Origin of the sequence: Mesorhizobium sp. L103C119B0, assembly GCF_000502235.1 — a bacterium.
In the GTDB taxonomy this organism is placed as follows: domain Bacteria; phylum Pseudomonadota; class Alphaproteobacteria; order Rhizobiales; family Rhizobiaceae; genus Mesorhizobium.
In genome coordinates, this window is the sequence record NZ_AYXE01000001.1 from 307,182 (window position 1) to 327,417 (window position 20,236).

23 protein-coding genes are annotated in these 20,236 nt (G+C 63.7%); 10 read left to right on the forward strand and 13 right to left on the reverse strand.

Translation table 11 applies throughout. The annotated features are described in order from the left end of the window. Nucleotides 1–88: 88 nt before the first annotated feature. From eutB to X728_RS164680, 7 genes are all read right to left on the reverse strand, one after another. On the reverse strand, nt 89–1,075 hold the full coding sequence (eutB, locus tag X728_RS164710) for a hydroxyectoine utilization dehydratase EutB (protein WP_023830384.1): 987 nt from the start codon (nt 1,073–1,075) through the stop codon (nt 89–91). Between the two features lie 5 nt (nt 1,076–1,080). Next, nucleotides 1,081–1,860: an ectoine utilization protein EutA gene (gene eutA, locus X728_RS164705; protein ID WP_023830385.1), complete on the reverse strand. Its 780-nt coding sequence runs from the start codon at nt 1,858–1,860 to the stop codon at nt 1,081–1,083. An 8-nt stretch (nt 1,861–1,868) separates the two neighbouring features. After that, nucleotides 1,869–2,528 carry an ectoine/hydroxyectoine ABC transporter permease subunit EhuD gene (gene ehuD / locus X728_RS164700; RefSeq protein WP_023692236.1) on the reverse strand — a complete coding sequence of 220 codons (660 nt, stop codon included), beginning with the start codon at nt 2,526–2,528 and terminating at the stop codon, nt 1,869–1,871. 34 nt (nt 2,529–2,562) lie between these two features. Further along, nucleotides 2,563–3,222, reverse strand: coding sequence for an ectoine/hydroxyectoine ABC transporter permease subunit EhuC (gene ehuC, locus X728_RS164695; protein WP_023830386.1), 660 nt, complete (start codon nt 3,220–3,222; stop codon nt 2,563–2,565). 206 nt (nt 3,223–3,428) lie between these two features. Next, on the reverse strand, nt 3,429–4,280 hold the full coding sequence (gene ehuB / locus X728_RS164690) for an ectoine/hydroxyectoine ABC transporter substrate-binding protein EhuB (RefSeq protein ID WP_023682674.1): 852 nt from the start codon (nt 4,278–4,280) through the stop codon (nt 3,429–3,431). Nucleotides 4,281–4,343: 63 nt separating this feature from the next. Further along, nucleotides 4,344–5,129: an ectoine/hydroxyectoine ABC transporter ATP-binding protein EhuA gene (gene ehuA / locus X728_RS164685; protein WP_023682675.1), complete on the reverse strand. Its 786-nt coding sequence runs from the start codon at nt 5,127–5,129 to the stop codon at nt 4,344–4,346. 124 nt (nt 5,130–5,253) lie between these two features. Next, the gene (locus tag X728_RS164680) at nt 5,254–6,639 is read right to left on the reverse strand and encodes a PLP-dependent aminotransferase family protein (RefSeq protein WP_023830387.1); all 1,386 of its coding nucleotides are present in this window, start codon (nt 6,637–6,639) and stop codon (nt 5,254–5,256) included. Nucleotides 6,640–6,721: 82 nt separating this feature from the next. On the opposite strand from X728_RS164680, the gene X728_RS164675 reads away from it, so the two are divergent. The 4 genes from X728_RS164675 to X728_RS164660 all read left to right on the forward strand — a co-directional run bounded on the left by X728_RS164675 (nt 6,722) and on the right by X728_RS164660 (nt 11,364). Further along, the gene (locus tag X728_RS164675) at nt 6,722–7,210 is read left to right on the forward strand and encodes an Lrp/AsnC family transcriptional regulator (protein ID WP_023740582.1); all 489 of its coding nucleotides are present in this window, start codon (nt 6,722–6,724) and stop codon (nt 7,208–7,210) included. Nucleotides 7,211–7,339: 129 nt separating this feature from the next. After that, a complete protein-coding gene (locus X728_RS164670) occupies nt 7,340–8,833 on the forward strand; it encodes an NAD-dependent succinate-semialdehyde dehydrogenase (RefSeq protein WP_023830388.1) in 1,494 nt (497 codons plus the stop codon). 32 nt (nt 8,834–8,865) lie between these two features. Further along, entirely contained in the window at nt 8,866–10,245 is a 1,380-nt protein-coding gene (locus X728_RS164665) for an aspartate aminotransferase family protein (RefSeq protein WP_023682678.1), read from the forward strand. 9 nt (nt 10,246–10,254) lie between these two features. After that, complete coding sequence (locus tag X728_RS164660) at nt 10,255–11,364, forward strand: alcohol dehydrogenase family protein (RefSeq protein WP_023753982.1); 1,110 nt, start codon at nt 10,255–10,257, stop codon at nt 11,362–11,364. A 10-nt stretch (nt 11,365–11,374) separates the two neighbouring features. On the opposite strand, the gene X728_RS1000000170025 is transcribed toward X728_RS164660, so the two are convergent. Next, the gene (locus X728_RS1000000170025) at nt 11,375–11,533 is read right to left on the reverse strand and encodes a hypothetical protein (RefSeq protein WP_196814892.1); all 159 of its coding nucleotides are present in this window, start codon (nt 11,531–11,533) and stop codon (nt 11,375–11,377) included. A gap of 178 nt (nt 11,534–11,711) precedes the next feature. Between X728_RS1000000170025 and X728_RS164650 the strand changes: the two genes are divergently transcribed. The 6 genes from X728_RS164650 to X728_RS164630 are packed head-to-tail and all read left to right on the forward strand — an operon-like array spanning nt 11,712 to nt 16,538. After that, nucleotides 11,712–12,383, forward strand: a complete 672-nt coding sequence (locus X728_RS164650; protein ID WP_023682680.1) for an amino acid ABC transporter permease — start codon at nt 11,712–11,714, stop codon at nt 12,381–12,383. After that, nucleotides 12,383–13,054: an amino acid ABC transporter permease gene (locus tag X728_RS164645; protein WP_023682681.1), complete on the forward strand. Its 672-nt coding sequence runs from the start codon at nt 12,383–12,385 to the stop codon at nt 13,052–13,054. Before X728_RS164650 ends, X728_RS164645 begins: the two co-directional genes overlap by 1 nt. Before the next feature lies 1 nt (nt 13,055). Continuing rightward, complete coding sequence (locus X728_RS164640; RefSeq protein ID WP_023830389.1) at nt 13,056–13,790, forward strand: amino acid ABC transporter ATP-binding protein; 735 nt, start codon at nt 13,056–13,058, stop codon at nt 13,788–13,790. Nucleotides 13,791–13,792: 2 nt separating this feature from the next. Beyond that, nucleotides 13,793–14,713, forward strand: a complete 921-nt coding sequence (locus X728_RS0133905) for an isoaspartyl peptidase/L-asparaginase (protein WP_023807550.1) — start codon at nt 13,793–13,795, stop codon at nt 14,711–14,713. Between the two features lie 17 nt (nt 14,714–14,730). Next, nucleotides 14,731–15,522, forward strand: a complete 792-nt coding sequence (locus X728_RS164635; protein ID WP_023830390.1) for a transporter substrate-binding domain-containing protein — start codon at nt 14,731–14,733, stop codon at nt 15,520–15,522. Beyond that, nucleotides 15,516–16,538, forward strand: coding sequence for a LacI family DNA-binding transcriptional regulator (locus X728_RS164630; RefSeq protein ID WP_023692245.1), 1,023 nt, complete (start codon nt 15,516–15,518; stop codon nt 16,536–16,538). Before X728_RS164635 ends, X728_RS164630 begins: the two co-directional genes overlap by 7 nt. 81 nt (nt 16,539–16,619) lie before the next feature. On the opposite strand, the gene X728_RS164625 is transcribed toward X728_RS164630, so the two are convergent. The 5 genes from X728_RS164625 to X728_RS164605 are packed head-to-tail and all read right to left on the reverse strand — an operon-like array spanning nt 16,620 to nt 20,235. After that, a complete protein-coding gene (locus tag X728_RS164625; protein WP_023692246.1) occupies nt 16,620–17,879 on the reverse strand; it encodes an ABC transporter substrate-binding protein in 1,260 nt (419 codons plus the stop codon). 36 nt (nt 17,880–17,915) lie between these two features. After that, nucleotides 17,916–18,344, reverse strand: a complete 429-nt coding sequence (locus tag X728_RS164620; RefSeq protein WP_023667860.1) for a hypothetical protein — start codon at nt 18,342–18,344, stop codon at nt 17,916–17,918. Then, complete coding sequence (locus X728_RS164615; RefSeq protein WP_023667859.1) at nt 18,341–19,396, reverse strand: aldo/keto reductase; 1,056 nt, start codon at nt 19,394–19,396, stop codon at nt 18,341–18,343. Before X728_RS164615 ends, X728_RS164620 begins: the two co-directional genes overlap by 4 nt. Continuing rightward, on the reverse strand, nt 19,393–19,746 hold the full coding sequence (locus X728_RS164610) for a TIGR04076 family protein (protein WP_023667858.1): 354 nt from the start codon (nt 19,744–19,746) through the stop codon (nt 19,393–19,395). Before X728_RS164610 ends, X728_RS164615 begins: the two co-directional genes overlap by 4 nt. Next, the gene (locus tag X728_RS164605) at nt 19,747–20,235 is read right to left on the reverse strand and encodes a DUF3830 family protein (protein ID WP_023830391.1); all 489 of its coding nucleotides are present in this window, start codon (nt 20,233–20,235) and stop codon (nt 19,747–19,749) included. Between the last annotated feature and the right edge of the window lies 1 nt (nt 20,236).

A 20,236-nucleotide genomic window follows, 5' to 3' on the forward strand; every position in this document is an offset into this window, starting at 1 on the left:
CGCATCGAAGCTGCCGATCTCCCCCCTTGCGGGGGAGATGTCCGGCAGGACAGAGGGGGGTGGGCGGGAATTCGGCGTGGGAGAGTTTTCATGCCGCGCGCTCCGCGATTGCGTCACCGCAGACGATCTTGCGATGCGTGTTCATGTCGATATTGCGGCCCGAGAGAAGAACGACCACCGGCCCGGTCGCCCTGACCTTGCCGGCGAGTAGCGCAGCGATGCCGACCGCACCGGCGCCTTCGACGATCTCGCGCTCTTGTTCATAGGCATGTCGGATGCCGCCGGCGATCTCGTCCTCGGTGAGCAGGATGACGTCGTCGAGCAGATCGCGGCACATGGCGAAGGTCAGCCGGTTGTCGAGACCGATGCCGCCGCCGAGCGAATCCGCCAGTGTCGGCAGTTCTTCAACCTCGACCGGCCGGCCGGCGTCGAGGCTGGCCTTCATCGCAGCGCCACGTTCCATCGAAACGCCGATCACTTTTGTCCTGTGGCTAGTGCCTTTGATAGCTGCGGCGATGCCCGAGGCCAAGCCGCCACCGGAAAGCTGGACGAGGACGAGAGCGGCATCCGGGACCTGCTCGATCATCTCCAATCCAAGCGTGCCCTGCCCAGCGATGATGGCCGGGTGGTCGAAGGGCGGCAGCATCACCAGTCCCTCCTGCGCCACCAGCCGTTCGACCTCCTGCTGCGCCTCGTCCTGACTGTTGCCGATGATGCGGACATCCGCGCCAAGCCGACGGATTTCGTCGAGCTTGTTGCCCGGCACCAGTCGCGACATGCAGATCACCGCACGCACGCCTTCGAGCTTCGCGGCATGGGCCAGCGCACGGCCATGATTGCCGGTCGACGCCGCGACCACGCCGCGCGCCTTCTCCTCGGCGCTCAGCGAAGCAACGGCATTCGAGGCGCCGCGCAGCTTGAAGCTGCCGGTGGTCTGGCGGTGTTCAAGCTTGAGGTGGACGGGGATGCCCAGTCGTTCGGAAAGGCTGTGAGATAACCCTGTCGGCGTGCGTTCGATTTTGCCGGCAATTCGCTCCCGGGCGGCACGAATATCGTTAAGGGTGACTGTCGTCATGATCGTCAACCGCGCGGCAAAGGCAGCGTCATCAGACGGCCAAATTCGGGATGCGACGTCCCGTCGCCACACAACCGCAAACAATTCCAGGCGCTCGCCTGATTGCTGGTGACGACCGGGCGGTCGATCGCCTGTTCAATGCCGGCAACCGCGAGCGCTCCGCGCAATGCGGTGCAGGACACGAACAGTGCATCGGCCTGCGCATGCGTCGCCTCACGAGCCAGGTCGACGATCGCTGCCGGCGCAATGCGCGCCATCTCGCGATCGTCCTCGAAGCCGAGGCAGGTGAAGCTGACGATCTCAAAGTCGCGCTCGCCGAAATACGTCGCCATCGGCCTGGAGGTTTCGACGGTGTAAGGGGTGAGGATGCTGATCTTTTTCGCGCCCAGCGCCTGCAGCCCGCGCACGCCGGCCATCGGCGGCGTGACCACGGGAACCCCTGATTTGGCAGACTGGATCGCGGCCTCGATTTCAGCGTCGCCAATCACTACCGAGGCCGAGGTGCAGGAGTAGCAGATCGCGTCGAGGTTTTCGTCGGGCAGGATCAACGCCGCACCCGCCGCCAGCTCGGGCTGCATCTTGCGAAGGTTTTCCGGCGTCGTCGGATTCTTGTAGGGAATGCGCGCGACATAGACGCCGACCCGCTCGCTCGCCACCATGCGGCGGAAATCCGGTTCGCTGGTGTGGTCGGTGGCAAGGATGATCAGGCCGACGCGCTTTTCCAGCGGGCGCGCATCGAGCGCCGGCCTTGTCGGCATCAGCCTGATTTCGGGCAGCGGTTTCATCTTGAGAATTACCTTTCGATCTTGCCGTAGCGATGTTCCAGCCAGCGCAGCAGCACGACCGAGAAGAGGCTGATGACGAGGAAGAAAGCGCCGACCAGCGTGATCGGCTCAATGTAGCGGTAGTAGGTGTTGGCGACGCTCTTGGCCTGGTTCATCAGCTCCAGCACGGTGATCGCCGATAGCAGCGGCGTCTCCTTGAACATGGCGATGAAATAGTTGGCCAAAGCCGGGATCATCGGTGGGATCGCTTGCGGAATGATGATGTTGGTCCAGGTCTGCGTGGCGCTCAGATTGCAGGCCTTGGCCGCCTCCCACTGGCCGCGCGGCACGTTGTCGATGCCGGCGCGATAAACTTCCGCCGTGTAGGTGCCGTAGTGCAGGCCGAGCCCGATGACGCCGGCGACCAAGGGCGGCAAAAGGATGCCGAAATCCGGCAGGACATAGAAGATGAAATAAAGTTGCACCAGAAGTGGCGTGCCGCGGATGAATTCGGCCGCCCAGCCGATGCTGCGTGACAGGACCTTGTTGGGCGAGCGTCGCGCCAGCGCGATGCCCAGACCCACGACAGCGGCCAGCACGGAGCCGAGCAGCGTTGCCAGGATGGTGATCTTCACGCCCTGGATCAGCGTCGGCAGGATCTCCCAGACGAAGTTCCAGTCCCAATCCATCAGCAGGCCCAATTTATCAGAAGGGCATTGGCCATCAGACGCGCACCCCGTCGAGGCCGCGCGCCATGCGGCGTTCCAGAGAACGCACGCCCCAGGAGATGATCAGCGCCAGGGCGAAATAGATGATCAGGATGGTGGTGAACGGCGCCATCGTGTTACCGGTCTGCGAGCGCACGACCTGCGCCTGAAAGGTGAGATCGGCGAGCGAGATCAGCGACACCACGGAGGTCGCCTTGAGCAGTTCGATGGCATTGTTGCCGAAGGTCGGCAGCATGACCAGCAGCGCCTGCGGCAGGATGACATGGCGCATGCCTTGCCAGCGGCCGAGGTTGAGCGCGATGCAGGCTTCATATTGTTCGCGGCCGACCGACTGGATGGCGCCGCGTACCACCTCGGCCGCATAGGCGCCGACATTGAGGCCCAGCGCCAGCACACCCGCCTGCAGCGGGGTCAGTTCGAGGCCGATCAACGGCAACACGAAATAGGCAAAGAACAGCTGCACGAAGATCGAGGTGCCGCGGAAGAATTCTATATAGGCGGTGGCCAGCCAGCGCAGCGCAAAGAAGCGCGACACGCGGCCCATGCCGGCGAGGAAGGCCATGATCAGGGCGAGCACCGACCCCATCAGCGTCAGCTCGATGGTGACAAGCGCTCCCTGCAATATCAGGCCGAGGTAGCCGGACCACTGGGTCATTCGGGTTCCAACGTTGGCGGTTAGCTTCCTTCTCCCCGTTCACGGAGAGAAGATGCCAGTCCACCCTCCGAAGCTGCAGCGCAGCTGCTGCGGAGGACGGGCAGGCAGATGAGGGGCAGCGCTAAATTCTCAGAACCTGGCGCCGCCCCTCATCCGGCCCTTCGGGCCACCTTCTCCCCGTGAACAGGGAGAAGGCAAAAACGGCGCTATTTCGCCGCGCAGAGCTTGTCCCGCGTGGTCGACATCGCGGCTGCGGCCGAGAAGCCGTAGGGCTCGATGATCTTGGCAAACTCGCCGGATTTCTTCAGCTTGGCGAGCTCGACATCGAAGGCGTCGCGCAGGGCCTCATCGCCTTTCTTGAAGGCGGCGCCGTCGCAATAGACCGGCGCGCCGACCACCGGGGCGATGACTTCGAGGTTCGGATCGTTGGCTTTCTTGACGAGGTCGTTGATTGACAGGACGGGAAGCGAATAGGCATCGATGCGACCGTCCTGCAGCATCTTCAGGCCGCTCTGGCCGTCCGGCACGACGATGACGCGCTCGCGCGGCACGCCGGCGTTGAGCGCCAGCTTCTCCTCGGTGCCGCCACCGGGCGCGCCGATGGTGGCTGACGTGTCCTTGGCGACGTCCTCGTAGCTCTTGAAGCCCTTCGGATTGCCCTTCTTCACCAGCATCGCCTCGGCGTCGCACAGCACCGGCTCGGAATAGACGACCGCCGCGCAACGCTCCGGCTTCATGAACAGGCCGGCGGTGACGACGTCGAAGCGGCCGGCCTGCAGGCCGGGGATCATCGCGCCATATTCGGAGATCGAAGCGACGATGTCGGCAACACCGAGACGCTTGAAGACCTCGCGCGCCACGTCGGGCGCCGCACCCGAAACTTTGCCGTCGGCGGCGACCGCCGTATAGGGCGGCTCGTTGGCGATCGCGACGCGGGCAAAGCCCTGCGCCTTCAATTGCTCGAGCTTGCTGTCATCGGCCGAACCGGTGCTCGACGCGGCGAGCACCGCCGTCAGTGCGAGACCGGCGACGCCGGCCAGAATGCCAAGTTTCTTCATTGTTCCCAACTCCTTGTTGTCTTCTTGGTTTTGTCTGGGGCGGTCTTCCGCCCCGCAAAGCGGTCAGACACGATGTCCGGCCGCGATGATCTTCTTCAGGAAGCCTTGCGTGCGCTCCTGCTTGGGATGGCGGAAAATCTCGTCGGGTTTGCCCTCTTCGACGATCTTGCCGCGGTCGAAAAACAGCACGCGGTCGGCGAAGTCATGGGCAAAGCCCATCTCGTGGGTGACCAGCAGCATGGTCATGTCGGTCTCGGCCGCGAGCTTGCGCATGACGTTCATCACCTCCTCGACCAGCTCCGGATCGAGCGCCGAGGTCACTTCGTCGAACAGCATGATCTTGGGCGACAGCGCCAGCGCGCGGGCAATCGCCACGCGCTGCTTCTGGCCACCGGACAATTGCGCCGGCATCGACTTCGCCTTGTCGGCCATGCCGACCATGTCGAGCAGTTCCATGGCCCGCTTTTCAGCGGCGGCGCGAGGCGTGCCCTTGGTCAGCATCGGCGCCAGCGTGACGTTATCCATGACGCATTTGTGCGGAAACAGATTGAACAGCTGGAAGACCATGCCGATCTTCTGCCGCATCTTGGTCAAATGCCGCTCGTCGGCGGGCAGCAGCTGGCCGTTGCGCTCCATGTGGTAGAGCTGCTCGCCATCGATCTGGATATGGCCGCCGTCGATCTTCTCCAGCGTCATCAGGATGCGCAGGATCGTCGTCTTGCCCGAGCCGGACGGGCCGATCAGCGCCAGCTTCTCGCCGGGCATGACCTGCATCGACAGGCCGTCCAGCACCTTGAACGAGCCGAAGCTCTTCGAAATGGCGTCGACCTTGATGATGGGTGAGGACAAATGAATTTCCCCTGCTGGAGAAGCCTGTGCCCTTAACGATGCGGAACGCGCCAAATCATGTCAATTGGGAAAATAAAATCATGACAATATTTCCGGCGCTGCATGATTCCAGAGCAATTCCCGCTTAGATTGCGAGCAGCAGATGCTCCGGATCGCCAAGCAGCAACTTGGTGACAACGCCGAGGCCGGCGCGCAGTTCCCCCTCGGTGGTCGAGCCGAGCGAGATGCGCACCGCCGGATGCCAGGGCGCATCCGAGATGCGGAAGGAGGTGCCGGGCGCGATCGCCACGCCTTGCAGGCGGGCCTGGGCGACGAAGCTTTCCTCGGCACGGTCCGCGGGCAGTTGCAACCAGACATGCAGCCCGTCGCGCCTGGCGCGATAACCAACCCCGCCCAGCACCTCGGCTGCGATGTCCTGGCGGCGGCGCAATGCCGCGCGCTGCCAGCGAACGAGTTCCATCGCCGTGCCGTCGGTCACCCATTTGGTGGCGATCTCGGCCACCAGCGGCGTCGCCATCCAGTTCGACACCAGATGCCGGTTGGCAACGGCGGCGACATAGCGGTCGGGCGCCGCGAGATAGCCGATGCGCAGGCCAGGTACGGTGATCTTGGTGAAGGACGTGACGTAGAGCGTGCGCTCCGGTGCAAAGGCCGCGACAGGCGGCGGCCGGTCCTCCACCAAGGGACCCAGCACATCGTTCTCGATGATGGCGATGTCGTGCTTGCGCGCGACCGCGGCGATCTCTTCGCGCCGTCTGGCGTCCATCAGCGTCGCCGTCGGGTTGATCACCGAGGGCTGCACGAATACCGCGCGAATGTCGGTGAGCCGGCAGACCTCGTCCAACGCCTCCGGGATCAGGCCATTGCCGTCGATCGGCAGGCCTTCCAGGTTGAAGCCGAGATAGCGCGCCAGCGGCACCAGCGTGTGGTGGCCGATAGCCTCGGTGGCGACAGTCGATCCCGGCGGCGCAACGCTCATCAGCGCCACGGTCATCCCGGCGGTCGCGCCATTGGTCAGGCTGATATTCTGTGCGGAGGTGTCGAGCCCACACAGTTTCAGCCATTCGACAGCCACCGCGCGGTGACGCGGGAACACCATGTTGGGCCGGAACGACAACGCCGAACTGGATGGCAGGTTTTCGGCCAGCCAGCCCAGCGCCTGCTTCAGCCGCTCCAAATGCATCGGCTCGCAGACCGGCTTCAGGATTGACAGATCGATGACCTCGCCGAGGCGCTCCGGCAGATAGGGCGGCTCCGGGTCGCGGCGCTGCGTCTGGACAAAGCTGCCACGGCCGATCTCGCCCGAAATCAGGCCGCGCCGGATCAGTTCTTCGTAGGCGCGGCTGACCGTCTGCACCGACAGTTTTAAATCGTCTGCCAGCCTTCGATGCGTTGGAAGCCGCGCGCCATTGGCCAGCCGCCCGTCATGAATGGCGCGCGCGAACTGGTCGGCCAGCGATTGATAGGCTGGCCGGCGGAGGAGCGCAGGGTCGGGTTGCCATAATGTCATGACTTATTAGAGATCGAAATCAGTGCAATTGACAATCGAAATAATGCGCCGTCATGGTGATGCCGACAAAAAGCGGACGCCGATGACATCAAAACTCGACGCGGTCGACCTCAGGATACTCGACGCCATCCAGCGCGACGGGCGCATCACCAAGCTGGCGCTGGCCGAACAGGTCGGGCTGTCGCCGACGCCGTGCTGGATGCGGTTGCGCAAGCTGGAGAAGGCCGGCATCGTCTCGGGCTATCACGCAAGGATCGCCATGCGCGTCGTGGCGCCGGTCGCAACGGTGCTGATGGAGGTGACGCTGGCCAGCCATCGCCAGGCCGATTTCGACCGCTTCGAACGCGTCATCCGCGACATCCCCGAGATCGTCGCCTGCTGGTCGGTTGGCGGCGGCGTCGACTATGTGGTGAAGGTGATGGCGCGCGACATCGACGCCTATCAGCGGCTGGTCGACGGCCTGCTGGAGCGCGAGATCGGCATCGACCGCTACTTCACCTACATCGTCACCAAGACGGTGAAGGAAGAGATCGTTCTCCCCATCGCCGACCTGCTGCCCGCATCGTCGTGAAGCCGGAGAGAATATCTGCCGGAACGACACAATAGAGAGACTCTCTCTCCTTCAAGCCATGCAAACAGCCTCTCTGTCTGCTTCTGGCCGATAGTCTTCCCCCATCGTCCGTACCGGGAGGCCTCGACCATGTCCGCGCATTTTGCCCGCTCGCATCGCCATGAGGCGCTCGACCGCCTCTCCGACCGCCGGCTACTGCGCGAGCTTGCCTATGTCGATGGGCATTGGACCGCGAGCGAAGCGGCCGAAAGCTTTGAAGTCACCGATCCGGCCACAGGCGCGACGGTCGCGTTTGTCGCCGCGCTCGATGCGCAGCAAACGACAAGGGCAATCGGTGCCGCCGCGCGTGCCTTCCCGGCTTGGCGGTCACTGCTGCCGCAGGAGCGGTCGAGAATTCTGCGAAAATGGTTCGGGCTGATCATCGCGGCGAAAGACGACCTTGCCCTGCTGATGACTTTGGAACAAGGCAAGCCGCTGCAGGAATCGCTCGGCGAAATCGACTATGCCGCCTCTTTCGTCGAATGGTATGCCGAAGAGGCAAAGCGCCTCAACGCCGAGAGCGTCACCAGCCATCTGCCGAATGCCGAGATGATGGTGAGGCGCGAGCCGCTCGGCGTTGTCGGCGTCGTCACGCCCTGGAATTTTCCGGCGGCGATGCTGACCCGCAAGGCGGCCGCCGCACTCGCCGCCGGCTGCACCATCGTCGCACACCCATCCTCGGAGACGCCGCTGTCGGCGCTGGCGCTGGCTGAACTCGGCGAGCGCGCCGGCCTGCCCGCCGGTGTCTTCAACGTCATCACCGGCAAGGCAGCGACGATCGTCGGGCGCATGTGCGAAGACCCGCGCGTCCGCGCCATGAGTTTTACCGGCTCGACGGAGATCGGCCGGTTGATCGCCGCACAGTGTGCTCCGACGATGAAGCGGCTGGTGATGGAGCTTGGCGGCCATGCGCCGCTGGTCGTCTTTGCCGACGCCGATGTCGACAACGCAGTGAGCATTGCCATCGATGCCAAGTTTGCAACGTCAGGCCAGGACTGCCTTGCCGCCAACCGCATCTATGTCCAGCGCCCGATCTACGATCGCTTCTGCGCCGCCTTTGCCGAGCGCATCGAGGCGCTGCGGACCGGCAATGGGCTTGTCGAAAAGATCGATATCGGACCGCTGATGCATGATCGCGCCGTGACCAAGGTCGAGGAACAGGTCGCCGATGCCGTGGCCCATGGCGCGCGCTGCCTCACCGGCGGCAAGCGGCATCAGGCCGGGCCGCTGTTCTACCAGCCGACGTTGCTGGCCGATGTCAGCGACGAAGCGCTGATCATGCGCGAGGAGACCTTTGGGCCGGTCGCCGCAGTCACGCCGTTCGACAGTGAGGACGAGGTGATCGCCCGTGCCAACGCCACAGAATATGGCCTCGTCGCCTATGTCGTTACCGAGAATGGCGCCCGCCAGCAACGTATGGGCCGCGCGCTCGACTACGGCATGGTCGCCATCAACCGCGTCAAGATCACCGGAGCGCCGATCCCCTTCGGCGGCGTCAAGCAATCCGGCATCGGCCGCGAAGGCTCGCGCCATGGGCTCGAAGCTTTCGCCGATCTGAAGTACCTCTGCCTGGACGTCGCATAAGTCCGTCCGGCCATCTCTCAAGGAGTCAAAAAATGCTCGACCAATCCAACGAACTCAATGCCTGGGATCGCGACCACTTCTTCCATCCTTCGACCCATATGGGCACGCATGCGCGGGGTGAATCGCCGACCCGCATCATGGCCGGCGGCGAAGGCGTCACCGTCTGGGACAACAATGGCAGGAAGAGCATCGATGCCTTTGCCGGTCTCTATTGCGTCAATGTCGGCTATGGCCGCCAGAAGATCGCCGACGCGATCGCCACCCAGGCGAAGAACCTCGCCTACTACCACGCCTATGTCGGCCACGGGACCGAGGCCTCGATCACGCTGGCCAAGATGATCATCGACCGCGCGCCGAAGGGCATGTCGAGGGTCTATTTCGGCCTCTCGGGTTCGGATGCCAACGAGACCAACATCAAGCTGATCTGGTACTACAACAACGTGCTTGGGCGGCCGGAGAAGAAGAAGATCATCTCGCGCTGGCGCGGCTATCACGGTTCGGGCGTGATGACGGGATCACTGACCGGGCTCGACCTGTTCCATAACGCCTTCGACCTGCCGCGCGCGCCGGTCCTGCACACCGAAGCGCCCTACTATTTCCGCCGCGCCGACCGCTCGATGAGCGAGGAGCAGTTCTCGCAGCATTGCGCCGACAGACTGGAAGAGATGATCCTGGCCGAAGGTCCCGAAACCGTCGCCGCCTTCATCGGCGAGCCGATCCTCGGTACTGGCGGCATCGTGCCGCCGCCGGCCGGCTACTGGGAGAAGATCCAGGCGGTGCTGAAGAAGTATGACGTGCTGCTGGTCGCCGACGAGGTGGTGACGGGCTTCGGCCGTCTGGGCACCATGTTCGGCTCCGACCATTACGGCATCAAGCCAGACCTCATCACCATCGCCAAGGGGCTGACCTCGGCCTACGCGCCGCTGTCGGGCGTCATCGTTGCCGACAAGATGTGGCAGGTGCTGGTGCAGGGCTCCGACAAGCTCGGTTCGCTCGGCCATGGCTGGACCTATGCCGCGCATCCGATCTGCGTCGCCGCAGGTGTCGCCAATCTCGAACTGATCGACGAACTGGACCTGGTGACGAACGCCGGTGAGACCGGCGCTTATTTCCGCGCCGAACTGACCAAGGCTGTCGGCGGGCACAGACACGTCGGCGACGTGCGCGGCGATGGCATGCTGGCGGCGGTCGAATTTGTCGCCGACAAGGACGACCGGGTGTTCTTCGACGCCTCGCTCAAGATCGGGCCGCAAGTGGCGACAGCACTTGCCGCCAGCGGCGTCATCGGCCGCGCCATGCCGCAGGGCGACATACTAGGCTTCGCGCCGCCGCTCTGCCTGACGCGTGAGGAAGCCGACATCGTCGTTTCGAAAACCGCCGATGCCGTCAACAGCGTGTTTTCCAATCTCTGAGATCGACCCATGAATGCCATGACCAAGACCCTCCCCGCCACCATGGCCGCCGTGCTGCTCACCGGGCATGGCGGACCGGAAAAGCTCGTCTATCGCAGCGATGTGAAAGTGCCTGTGCCTGCCGCCGGCGAGGTGCTGGTTAAGGTCAGCGCTTGCGGTATGAACAACACCGATGTCTGGGTACGCCAGGGCGCCTATGGCACGGAGGAGGACGCTGCCGCCGTGTCGACGTGGCGGCGGCAAGGCAACACGCTTACCTTCCCGCGCATCCAGGGCACCGACACGGTCGGCACCATCGCTGCCGTCGGCGAAGGCGTTTCCCCGGGCCGTATCGGCGAACGGGTAATGGTCGATTTTTCGATCTACAACCGCGACGACGATTCCCTCGCCGACATTGACTATATGGGCCACGGTCGCGACGGCGGGTACGCCGAGTACCAGACGGTGCCGGGCGAGAATGCGCATTTCGTCGATACTGACATGAGCGACGTCGAACTCGCCACCTTCTGCTGCGCCTACCTCACCGGCGAACAGATGCTGGAGCGCGCCGGGCTGAAAGCCGGCGAACGCGTGCTGGTCACCGGCGCCTCGGGCGGCGTCGGTTCCGGCATCGTGCAGCTGGCGCGGGCGCGCGGCGCCATTCCCTATGCGGTCGTCGGCAAGGGCAAGGAGCAGGCGGTGCGCGACATCGGCGCCGAAGCGGTCATTACCCGTGGGGTTGCCGATCTTCCCGCCGCCGTGAATGAAGCCACTGGCGACCAGCCGATCGATGTGGTCGCCGATCTCGTCGGCGGCGCGATCTTCAACGACCTGCTGCGCATCCTGCGACCTGAAGGCCGGTACACCACCGCCGGCGCCATCGCCGGCCCGGTCGTGCAGCTCGATCTCAGGACCATGTATCTCAAGCAGCTGCAACTGCACGGATCGAGCCAGGGCACGCGCGCCGACTTCCGCCGCATCATTGGATACATCGAAGCGAAGAAAATCCGGCCGCTGGTCGGCGGCGTCTACAGGCTCTCCGATTTTCACAAGGCGCAGGCAGACTTTATTGCCAAGGACTTCGTCGGCAAGCTGGTGATCGTGCCGGACGCCATGTGGAACCCGAATATCCGCACATAACGCCCCTACGTCAGAGCTCGTCGTAAACGGCATCATCAACACCTTGCGGCGTGGAGTCGTCGAAACCCAGCATGCGGTTGGTGACGTAGCCGAATCCGACACCGGCGCCGGGATCGGCAAAACCGAGGGCGCCGCCCCAGCCGCCATCGCAGCGACGCGCGGCTGGCATAGGCGGCGTCGTCGAGTTGAAAGCCGGCGGCGAATTGTCGGCGCTTGAGACATAGCGCGCATGAGGCGAACCGGAATCATCGCAACGAATGCAATCCACAGGCCGGCAACCAGACCCTGCATCTTGACAGACGAGGCGAAAGCCAAAAGAGTGAAACCGGTTTCACTGGGGACCGCCGGTGCATTTCGATCTGTCCACTCTGCTCCCGCATCTGGGTTTTCTGGCGCGCGGCGCCGAACTCACGGCCGCGGCTTGCGCGCTGTCGCTGGTAGGAAGCGTCTTCATGGGCGCGTTGGTGGCGATCGCACGCACCTCCGCCTCGGCACTGCTTCGACGGATCGCCTTCGTCTATGTCGATCTCTTCCGCAATGTGCCGTTCATCGTCCAGCTGTTCTTCTTCTATTACGGCCTGCCCGAGCTCGGCATTTACATCGATGCCTTCACCACCGGCGTCGTGGCGCTTTCGATTGCCGGCGGCGCCTATGCCTCCGACATCATTCGCGCCGGCATCCTCGCCATCGACCAGGGCATCATCGACGCCGCTGAAGTGAGCGGCCTGTCCAGGCGCAAGATCTTCACCCGCATCGTGCTGCCGATTGCGCTGCGCACCTCCGTGCGACCGCTCGGATCCGTGCTCATCAACATGATCCTTACGTCCTCGATCCTCTCGACCATCACGCTCAACGAGCTCACCGGCTCAGCCCAGATCGTGGTCTCGCAGACCTATCGGCCCTTCGAGGTCTATATGGTGCTGCTCTGTGCCTATGCGGCCCTGACCTATCTGGTCTCGCTGGGCGTCACCCTGCTCCACCGCCATCTCAATCGGGACATGATGGAGGCGGTCGACTGATGCGGTTCAGCGACTTCACCTCCTACGACCTGATCCTGCTGGCGCAAGGTCTCGGCACCAACGTCGCGCTGTTTCTCATCACGTCGCTGATCGGACTGCTGATTGGCCTGAGCTGGGCGCTGGTGCGGTTCTACCGTGTGCCGGTTCTGGCCCAGATCGTCACCTTCCTGTCGGAGCTGTTGAAGAACTCGCCGGTGCTGGTGCAGCTGTTCCTGGTGTTCTTCGGCCTGCCGGCGCTGCTGCATATAAGGGTGACGCCGGTCACCGCAGCGACCATCACTCTGTCGGCGAACACCGCGGCATTCGTCTATGTCATCGCGGTCTCGGCGGTCGAGTCGATCGAACGCGAGCAGGTCGAGGCCGCGCGTGTCTTCGGCCTGACCCGGTGGCAGGTCCTGCGCCATATCGTTTCGCCCCAGGCTGCCGCCTTCGCGGTCGGCCCGCTCGTCGCGCTGCTGGTCAACCAGCTTCAGGTGACGTCGCTGATTTCTGTCATCGGCGTCGTCGACCTGACCAAGATCGGCCACATCCTCAACATGCGGACCTTGAAGCCGTTCGTGGTCTGGACCGTCGTCGGACTGCTCTACTATGGCGCGGCAAAGCTGGTCGCCCTGCTTGGCGAGCGTCTTGAAAACCGCCTGCGGGCGCACAGCGCCTGGCGGGGGCTTTAACATGCTCAAGATCGAAAACGTGCACAAAGCGTTCGGCGAGGTCACTGTGCTGGACGGCGTCGACCTGACGATCGCGCCCGGCGAAGTGGTCTCGATCCTCGGGTCGTCAGGGTCCGGCAAGTCGACATTGATCCGTTGCATCAACGGCCTCGAAAAGCTGAAGTCGGGCCGCATCACGGTCGACGATTTCGATGTCAGCAAGCCGAAGGAGCTGGCCGAGGCGCGCAAGCGCTCAGGCACCGTTTTCCAGCTGTTCAACCTCTATCCGCATATGAGCGCGCTTCAGAACATTACGCTCGCCCCGATCGAGGTGCTGAAGATGCCGCGCCCTGAGGCCGAGGCGCTGGCGCGCAAGCTGCTCGAGTCCGTCGGCCTTGCCGATCGGGCCAACGCCTACCCGGCGCAGTTGTCGGGCGGGCAGCGCCAGCGTGTCGGCATCTGCCGGGCGCTCGCCATGCAGCCGCGCTATCTGCTGCTCGATGAAGTGACCAGTGCGCTCGACCCGGAAATGACGGCCGAGGTGCTGGCCATCCTGGCTAATCTCGCCGCGCAAGGCACGACGATGCTGTTCGTCACCCACGAGATCGAATTCGCGCGCGAGATTTCCAACCGCATCGTCTTCCTCGACAAGGGCAGGCTGGTGGTCGATCTGCCAACGGATCGTTTCTTCGCCGCGGACGGCGGCCGGGCGCAGCCGCGGGTTGCGCAGTTTCTCTCCAAGATGCGCAAGGACTAGGAATGCTGCTGTTAGCCAACAACGAAGCATGGCCGGGATTCGAAACCTCGGTGCAAATGCTGCGCGATGGCGCCGTCAGCCTGGACGCGATGGTTGCCGGCATCGGCATGGTGGAGAAAGAGGTCAAGGTTCGAAGCGTCGGCTATGGCGGCTGGCCGAACATGCTGGGCGAGATGGAGTTCGACGCCGGCGTCATGGATGGCAATACAAGAGAGGTCGGTTCAGTCGGCGCTGTGCCAAGGACCTTGGCGGTCGCTGCCCTGGCGCACCAGGTGATGAAGCGCCTGCCGCATGTGATACTGACCGGCGAAGGGGCGCAGCGCTTTGCCAGCGAAATCGGCTTTGCCGAAGACAAAGTCTTGTTCGAGGACTCCAGGCGCGTCTGGTGGGAGCGGCTGCAACAGGAACTCACACCGCAACAGCTGGCGAAATTCCCCAATATCGATCTGGCGCCGCTCAGCCGTACTATCACCGATCCCGAGCGCGTCCGCGACACCACCGTCTTCCTGTCGGCGGATGCGCGGCGCGGCATCCATGCCGCGACTTCGACCTCGGGCTGGGCCTGGAAATATCCGGGCCGGCTCGGCGATTCTCCCATTCCCGGCGCAGGCTTTTACGCCGACAGCCGCTATGGCGCGGCGGCGTGCACCCATACCGGCGAGATGACGATGCGCTGCGCCACCGCACGGACCGTCGTGCTGGCCATGAAGCTTGGCCGATCCTTGTCGGATGCGGTCGCGCTGGCGGTCGAGGAACTGGCTGAACTCGACACCGGCTTCCTGGCCGGAGTGGTCATCCACGCCGTCGACGCCGAGCAGAACCACGAGGTGGTGAATTTCAGATGCGAGGGCGAGGTCCGCTACTGGCTCTGGAAGGATTCCATGTCCGCACCCGAATTGCGGGCGGCAAGACGCGTCACTTGAAAATAAGGAGAGGAACCATGAAAACCGTACTGCGTGCCTTCGCCGCGCTGGCCATCGTGGCCGGTTCGGCATTTCCAGCCCTTGCCGGCATGATTGACGACATCCGCTCACGCGGCACCATTCGCATCGGCGTATCGCTCGGCGGCGAGCCGATCGGCTTTCGCGATGCACAAAACAACCCTGTCGGCTACGATGTCGATGTCGCGACGCTGCTGGCGCAAAAGCTCGGCGTGCCGGTCGAGTTCGTCGACGTCTCGGGCGATGCGCGTATTTCCATGCTGGTGTCGGGACAGATCGATGTCGCGGTCGCAAACACCTCTGCAACGCTCGAGCGGGCCAAGACCGTCGACTTCACCATCCCCTACAACCGGGCCGGGCTGCGCGTCATCGTCCAGAAAGATGCCGGGATAACCGACCTCAAGGGGCTCGCCGGCAAGAAGGTTGTCGTCGGCCGCGGCACCACGGGCGAAACCTTCCTCAAGGCGGCCGTGCCGGAAGCAGAGCTCGTCTATGTCGACCAGTTCGCGCCCGACGGGGTTCTGCAGCTGCAACAGAAGCGCGTCGATGCGGCGATCGAGGATTCCTCGTTGCTCGATTACCTCGCGACCAAGACACCGAGCCTGGTGACGCTGCCAGGCCTCTATTCCAACGATCCGATCGGCATCGCCGTCGCCAAGGGCGATCCCGAATTCGTCCGCTGGCTCGACATGTTCGTGTCCGACTTCATCCAGTCGGGCACCTACGAGACGACCTACAAGAAGTGGTGGGGGCCGGACTCCAACCCGCCGGCGCTCAACCCGCTGTGGTGACACCCATTACCGGCAACCGATCGGCGCACACTCGAGGCGCCGTCGCAACGATCGCCGACGTCGCGCGGCTGGCAGGCGTGTCGCGTGCCGCGGCCAGCCGTGCGCTGTCGAGCGGACCGCGACCGGTCTCGGCGGACAAACGCGAACGTGTCGTGCAGGCCGCCGCGCAGCTCGGCTACAAACCCAATCTCCTGGCGCAAAGCCTGACCACCAAGACCGTCAATCTGGTTGCCGTCGTGGTCAACCACATTCACGACCTTTCAGATCTCGACCTGTTCGACCGGCTGCTCGACGCAATCCAGTCGATCGGCAAGCAGGTCATCCTCATCCGCATCGGCTCGGCGGAAGGGGTCGAGGATTTTCTGCGCAACGGCGTTGCCTATCATGTCGATGCCGCCGTGGTGTTCTCCGACTTTGCCGATGCAGCGACGGTGCGGCGCTTGTTTCGCTCGGACCTGGTCATCATGCTGAACGGACTGCATGACGATCTGTCACCCACCGTCATTCCCGATGAAGGTGTGGGCATCGCCGAGGCCGTGGCGGATGCGGCGGCCAAGCGCGTGCGCACGGCCAGCCTACTGACCGGCCGTTCGTCCTCGCGCGTCGAACAGCTGCGCATCGGCCACTACCTCGAAGCGTTCCGGCATCATGGAATTGAACTGCTGCAGACGGTCCAGGGAGACTATTCCTACGAGTCGGGCTATGCGGCAGCCGCCGGCCTGACGGGACGCGGCTGTCCCGATGCGGTCTTTTGTACGTCCGACGCGATGGCCATGGGTGTTCTGGATGTCTGCCGGGCGGATTTCCCCGACAACCGGCCCAGCCGCTTCCGCCTCTATGGCTTCGACAATGTGTCCCTGACAAATTTCGACGCCTACCCGATATCGTCAATCGGCTACGACAAATCGGACTATGTGGGTCATATCGTCGGCGCCCTCTCCAATCCGCAGGTCTTCATGCCCGGCCAGCCGCCTGTCGTTATATTGACCCGGCTGATTTCGCGCTTGACCGCGTAACTAGCGCCGATGTTGGACTGCTTGTCCGGCGTCGATCTCCCAGAGATCGAACGGAGATCGCGCCGGACAATGTACCAGCGCCTACTGCAATTTCGCCTGCAGCGCGTTGACGTCGTCGGTTGTCATTTCACCGTCGGTCGTCACCTTGCCGTCGACGATCTTCCACAGCCGGAACGGACCGGTGATGTCGCCATATTTGTCGAAGCTGACCGGACCGATGACGCCTTCATAGCGGATCGGCTTGCCGTCCTTGATCAGGCCGAGCGCCTTGGCGAACTCGTCCTTGCCGGCATAGATCGGTGTGCCGGCAGGATCGACCGCCTTGTACATGGCATCCTTGATCTTGGCTGGATCCTCGGAGCCGGCAATGGCAATGGCGAGGCCGACAATGGCGCCGGCATCATAGGAACGGTCGGCTGCCGGGTTCGACGGCTCGATACCCGAAAACTCCTTGTAGTTTTTCAGGAAGTAGTCGGTGGAGGCCGTCGGGCTGGTGCCGGAAGAGGTGCCATAGGCATCCTTGAGATAATCGGCGCCGACGGATTCGATGAAGTCCGGGCTGTTCATGCCGTCATTGAGCAGGAATTTCTGCACGCCGCCCTGCGATATCCAGGTGCGGGCGACCGTTGCGCCGTCGACCGGCGTGCTGACGAGGTAGAGCCCGTCCGGTTCGCCTCCCATCGCCGCCGTGACCTCCGAGGCATAGCTCGACTGCTTTTCGTTGTAGGGCGTGTCGGAGACGATGGTGCCGCCGAGCGCTTTGTAGGCGCGCGAGAATTCCGCCACCATGTTGACGCCGAAGTCGTTGTTGACGTGGATGATCGACAGTTTCTTAAAACCCTTGTCGATGGCGTATTTGGCGGCGGCCACGCCTTGCAGCGCATCCGACGTGATGGTGCGGAAGAAGATGCCGTTGGTCTTGCCATCGCGGCCAAGGGCGGTCAGCGTCGGCGAGGATGAAGCCGGCGACACCTGCACGATCTTGGCCGGCCCGGTGACCGAGGTCAAAATCGGGATCGACACCGAGGAGATGATGCCGCCGATGATCACCGGCACCTTCTTGACCTGTACCAGCTGGGTCGCGGCATCGACCGCGATATTGCCCTGGCTCTGGCTGTCGCGCGTGTCGGTTGCGAGATCGCAGCCGCGTACGCCACCGGCTTCATTGATGTCGCGGAAGGCCATTTCGACGGACTTCGCGCCGGCCTGGCCGTATTCGCCGGCCGGACCGGTGAGCTCCATGACCAGGCCGACGGTGATCTTGCAGTCCGCTGCGTGTGCGGCGCCGGCCATCGTCACGAGAGCCAGTGCTGTGGTGATTTGAAGTATCGTCTTCTTCATTGCCGTTCCCCTTTTCTTGTTTGAACTTTTGCCTGTTCAGCCTTCCGGCGCCTGCAGCCAGGTCTCATGCAGATGCCGCCATTCGACGCCGTTTGGTGCCGATGAACTGGTGGTGAAGACCGCACTGGACTGCCGGCGACTGTGTTTGCCGGCGCGCAGTTGCGCCTCGATGTAGAAGATGACGATCGTGTCCGCGTCCTGCCAACCCGGCCTGATGTCCTCGATCGATATGGCAAAACCGTCGTCGCAAGTGGCGCGGCTTGTCCGGACATGATCTACGACCGCGTCGCGATCGAGGATCTGGCCATTCGGCGCCACCATGGTGAGGCCTTCGCCCATGACAGCCTCGAAGCGGCCGAACTCCACAGCGTCGGCTCGCGCGGCGACAAACCAGTCGACGAAGAAGCGATGCAGGTCGATGATTTCAGCGCTGGCACGCGAAAAAAGGGAAGGCTCTCCGCTCATTTCTTCCCCGCATTGAGGTTGTAATGCATGATCGAGCCGTGGCGGCCATGACGGTCGCGCTCCAGCGCGTAGACATCGCCCGCGAGGCCGGTGCCTTGTGCGATGGCGGCAGCAATCCGCGCGCGATCGTCGGCGTCGAGCGCGACGTCCATGATTTTCGTATTGGCCAGCGCATGTGCCTGGTTGCGCGCACCGACAATGACGGCCGCGACCTGCGGCTGCTCGAGCACCCATGCCGAGGCGATGGTGGCAATGTCGACGCCGTGGCGATCGCCGACCGCTTTCAGCGCCTTGAGCAGGGACTGGAACAGCTCCCAGCCGCCGAAGTCGTCGATGATCAGCTTGTATTTGACCAGCGAGCGGTTTTCGAGCGGCGTGGAGGGCTCGGCCACGCCAAGCCATTTGTCGCTGAGGAAGCCGCCCGCCACCGAGCCGTAGCAGAGGAAGCGGACACCGTTCTTAGCGGCAAGGCCCGCAAGGCTGTTTGCCGGCCGCTGGTCGAGCACTGAATATTGCAGTTGCTGGCTGACCAGCGGGATGCCCGCGGAGAGGATTTCGGCTAGCCTCGGCGTATCGAAATTGGTGGTGCCGAGATTGCGCACCTTGCCTTCCAGCCGAAGCTCGTCGAGCCAACCCATCGCCTCGACGTAACGAGGCTGGTCATAATCCCACCAGTGAAACTGCACGAGGTCGATCCGCTCGGTCTTGAGCCTGCGAAGCGACTGATCGACGATGCCCCTGATGTAGTCGCGGCTGATGCCTGCCAGTCGTTCGAGGTCCGGCACCAGCTTGGTGTGCACCTTCATCCTGGCCGCGACATCGAGACCGCGCTCGCCGGCCAGCCGCAGGCGCGCGGCGCCGATCAGTTCCTCGACGCCGGTGTAGATGTCGGCGCAGTCATAGGTCCAGATGCCGGCATCGAAAGTGGCGATGAGGTCGGTCACCGCCTGGCTGCGGTCGACGGCGCCATGCCCGCCGGCCAGCTGCCAGCCACCGCGGATGACTCGCGAGATCCCATAGCCGGGGCTGAGTTCGATGGTCCTGGCGGTCATCCCTTGTCGGTCTCCTTCGGCAGCGGCACGGCCGTGGTTTCGGCATGGCTGAACCGCCGCTTGGCAAGCCTGACGATGCGGAGCCGGCTGGCGCAATTGGGATCGGGACAGGCGATCTCGGCATCCGAGGTCATCCAGTCATTTGCATGCGTCGGGCGCTGCTTTGCCGCCAGGAGCGGCAACACGGCCGAGATCGAATAGATCGAAAAACCCTGCCCTGCCGGCAGCGAGAGCATTTCGCCCTTGAGTTCGAAATAGTCGCCGGCCCTGGCGCCGCAATAGACCGGCTTGCCCTCGGGGATGACCGCTTCGACGCGCAGATCGAAGAGTTCGAAACTGTCGTCGGCCATTCAGGCCTCCACCAGGCTGAAGGTGATGTCACAGGCGCCGTTGCGGCGGATGACGCCGCAGGCGGCGGCAAACTGATCGCGCTCTCCGGCAAGCACTTGCGCGACCACGCTGCCGGCCAGCCAGCCGATCGGGAACAGCAGCCGCGTCCCCTGCCCGTAGTACAGGCCGATATCGAAGATGGCATTGGGATTGCCGCCCCACACGCGTGGCGGCACATAGGACAGCACGATATCGCCGGGCTGCGGCGTCACCGTTGCATTCTCCGGTGGCAAAGACTGGGCATAGGCCTGGCCGTGGAGATCGGCTGACGGAACCGGGCACGAGATTTCCGGTCCTGTCCACATCGCATGGATGCCTGGGATGATGCGTGGCTGCGCCAGATACGCCAGCAGGAAGGCGGCATTCTCCGGCGCCTTTTCGGGCAATAGCAGCGCCGTCACGGAAAGCTTCGAGCGTGGTTCTGTGATGCCGATGGCGGGCTTGGGCATG